The organism is Phenylobacterium sp. (assembly GCF_037968635.1).
GTDB lineage: Bacteria > Pseudomonadota > Alphaproteobacteria > Caulobacterales > Caulobacteraceae > Phenylobacterium.
In genome coordinates, this window is record NZ_JBBKVV010000014.1 from 1 (window position 1) to 3112 (window position 3112).

Annotated in this window: 2 protein-coding genes and 1 pseudogene; 1 reads left to right on the plus strand and 2 read right to left on the minus strand. The window is 64.2% G+C overall.

The window, feature by feature from the left end; genetic code table 11:
- Window positions 1–250: 250 nt before the first annotated feature.
- Window positions 251–511 carry a hypothetical protein gene (locus AAC997_RS01655; protein ID WP_340643960.1) on the minus strand — a complete coding sequence of 87 codons (261 nt, stop codon included), beginning with the start codon at window positions 509–511 and terminating at the stop codon, window positions 251–253.
- 320 nt (window positions 512–831) lie between these two features.
- Between AAC997_RS01655 and ybaL the strand changes: the two genes are divergently transcribed.
- Complete coding sequence (gene ybaL, locus AAC997_RS01660) at window positions 832–2784, plus strand: YbaL family putative K(+) efflux transporter (protein WP_340643961.1); 1953 nt, start codon at window positions 832–834, stop codon at window positions 2782–2784.
- Window positions 2785–2789: 5 nt separating this feature from the next.
- Here ybaL and AAC997_RS01665 read toward each other — a convergent pair.
- Window positions 2790–3112 (minus strand): annotated as a pseudogene (locus tag AAC997_RS01665) (capsular biosynthesis protein CpsI); the annotation flags it as partial.

The window sequence follows — 3112 nt, forward strand, 5'->3', positions numbered from 1 at the left end:
GCCGAAACCTACGCGCCGAACGTGCAATCGGGCACCGATCCGTCGACCTACGACGTTGTCGGCCGCCGGGTGTTTGGTGGCATCAAGCTGCGCTTCTAAGCCCAGTCTGAGCTAAAGAAGCTGGGGCGGCGGACTTTCGGGTCCGCCGCCCTTTTTCGTGCGCGTTCGATGGGTTCAGCCGCCGGCGCAACGGCGAACGCCGCGGGAGGTCCCGCGGCGTTGCTGTCGTGCGTGGCGAGGTAGGCGGCGCCTAGCGGATCGTGGCGACCGCTGTGGTGGTGGGCGAATAGAGGCCAATCAGCCCTTCCCGGTCGGCCACAGTTCGGGCGGCGCGGGCCGCGTTCTGGCAGATCACGCCCTTCACCTGACCGGCCAGGCACTGTTGCAGAGCGGCCTCGCGCTCATAGGCGTTGTCGCGGAAGTAGGTGAAGGACCGGTCGATCGACCCCCAACCGAACGAGGCGGTGATGGCCGCCAGCGCCACACCGCACCAGAAGACGACACGTATCATTTTGAAGCACCCCCCAGGCGCTGGGTGCAAGTCGTAGACCCCAATCTGGGGTTCGCTCAATCCCCTGCACGTCGCAGGCGATCGCGGCCGGCTTGAACAGCGCATCATTCGCTTAAGCAGTACGTCACGGATTCTGTGGTGACGGACACGGGCTCCCTAGCCGAGCGAGATTTTGACCTCGTCTCCAAGCGTGCGGCGTGAATTTCAACCTGCTTGCGGCGGCTAAACATCTCTGATCACGCAACTTCTATTGGCCGAATTCGGCACGAAATCCTAGGCAGACGGACATAGCTCACTCTCGTCTGATCCGCCGGAGATCAATGCCTCATCATACTCCCTTGATCGCAACCATTGTCGCAGGCCTGACTCTGGCCTTCGCCTTCGGCGCCCTGGCCCATCGCGTCAAAGTGTCGCCTTTGGTGGGCTATCTGCTGGCTGGCGTGATCGTGGGGCCGTTCACCCCCGGCTATGTGGCCGATCAGGGCCTGGCGACCGAGTTGGCGGAGATCGGCGTCATCTTGCTGATGTTCGGAGTTGGACTTCATTTCTCCTTGAAGGACCTGATGTCGGTGCGCACCATCGCCATTCCGGGCGCCTTGGGCCAGATGACGGTGGCGACCCTGCTCGGAATGGGGTTGGGGCATCTTTTGGGCTGGTCCCTGATCTCGGGCTTGGTGTTTGGCCTGGCGCTTTCGGTCGCCAGCACCGTCGTGCTGCTCCGCGCCCTTCAGGAACGTCGGATCGTCCAGACCGACCGCGGCCGAATCGCGGTGGGCTGGCTGATCGTCGAGGACCTCGCCATGGTGCTGGCCCTGGTGCTGCTGCCGGCTCTGGCAGGTGGTCTCACCGATGCCGCCAGCGGTCCCGCAGACCCCCTTGGCGCCTGGATCGTGCCCTTGGGTGTCACGATCCTGAAAGTCGCAGGCTTCGCGGCCCTGATGCTGGTGGTCGGGCGGCGGGTCATCCCATGGCTGTTGCACTGGACGGCGCACACGGGATCTCGCGAACTCTTTCGCCTGGCGGTGCTGGCCATCGCCCTGGGTGTGGCGTTTGGCGCGGCCAGCCTGTTCGGTGTCTCCTTTGCTCTGGGCGCCTTCTTTGCCGGCATGATCCTAGCGGAGTCGGAGCTTAGCCAACGAGCCGCGGAGGAGAGCCTGCCGTTGCGCGACGCTTTCGCGGTGCTGTTTTTCGTCTCCGTCGGGATGCTGTTCAATCCCGCGGTCCTGATCGAGCAGCCCTGGGCCTTACTGGCGACCGTCGCGATCATCGTGGTGGGCAAGTCGATGGCGGCTTTCGCCATCGTCAGGTTGTTCAAGTACGACACCAATATCTCGCTGACGATCTCGGCCAGCCTCGCTCAGATCGGCGAGTTCTCCTTTATCCTGGCGGGGCTCGGCGTTGGATTGGGTCTGCTTCCTGAAGCCGGACGAGATCTGATCCTGGCTGGGGCGATCATTTCGATCATCCTCAATCCGTTCCTCTTCAATGCGGTCTTCGGGTTGGGACGTGTCCGCGCAGGGGCGACCGAAACCCCCTTGCCCATCCCGGCCAACGACCTGCGATCCACCGCACTGAGCGAGCATGTCATCGTGGTCGGTTTCGGCCAGGTAGGTCGACGCCTCGCGGAGGGCCTGGAAATTGCGGGTCGGCCGTTCTTGATCGTCGACCTGGACGATGCGGCGGAGAGACGCGCCAGGGACGCAGGCTTCGAGGTCGTGAACGGCAACGCCGCAGATGCGCGAGTCTTGACGGCTGCTGGAGATTCAATCGCCCGAAGTCTTGTGGTGACCATCCCGAATGGCTTTGAGGCCGGTGGCGTGGTTGAGGAGGCGCGGCGCGCCAATCCCGAGCTTCACATCATCGCCCGCGCCCATTCCGACGCCGAAGCTGAGCACCTGCGGAGATTGGGGGCCGACCAGATCGTATTGGGGGAACGGGAACTGGCGGATGCGATGCTGCATCGCCTGAGGATGCCCGAGGTCGACGATACCGAGGCATCTCCCTCCGCTCCCGAGGGCGAGCGATTGCTACTCGCCGACCCTGAATGGGCATTGCTCGCAGCGGCGCGGGCCAGCGGACTTGCGCCGGGCGACACCATTTCGGCCGGCGCCTTGATGGATGCGGCCGGCGTCTCAGGGGCCTTCGACGTCCCGCGACTTCACGCGGCGATCGCTCACCTGGTGGAGCAAGACTATTTCGTCCGTCTTGGCGAAGAGCGGTTGCGCATAACACTCGCCGGGTATGCGGCGAGCGCCCAGGCCCCATCGCTATAGCTGCGCTACGCCTTGTAGTAGTCTCGATACCATTCGACGAAACGTCCGATGCCGGTTTCGATGGGGGTTTTCGGGGCGTAGTCGAGGGCGGCCTGTGTCTCGGTGGTGTCGGCCTCTGTGCGTGTGACGTCGCCGGGCTGCATGGGCATGAGATTGAGCTTGGCCTTGGCGCCGAGCTTTTCCTCCAGAACCTCGATATAGCGCATCAACTCGACCCTCTGGCTGTTGCCGAGGTTGAGGATGCGCCAGGGGGCGACGCCGCTGGTGGCGGGATTTGGCGCAAGCGGGTTCCAGGCGAGATCGATCGTGGCGGGCCGGTCCAGGGCGG

Excerpts from the sequence above, each read along its gene's own strand:
- AAC997_RS01655 (WP_340643960.1), bottom strand. The coding sequence starts at position 511 with ATGATACGTGTCGTCTTCTGGTGCGGTGTGGCGCTGGCGGCCATCACC.
- ybaL (WP_340643961.1), top strand. The coding sequence starts at position 832 with ATGCCTCATCATACTCCCTTGATCGCAACCATTGTCGCAGGCCTGACT.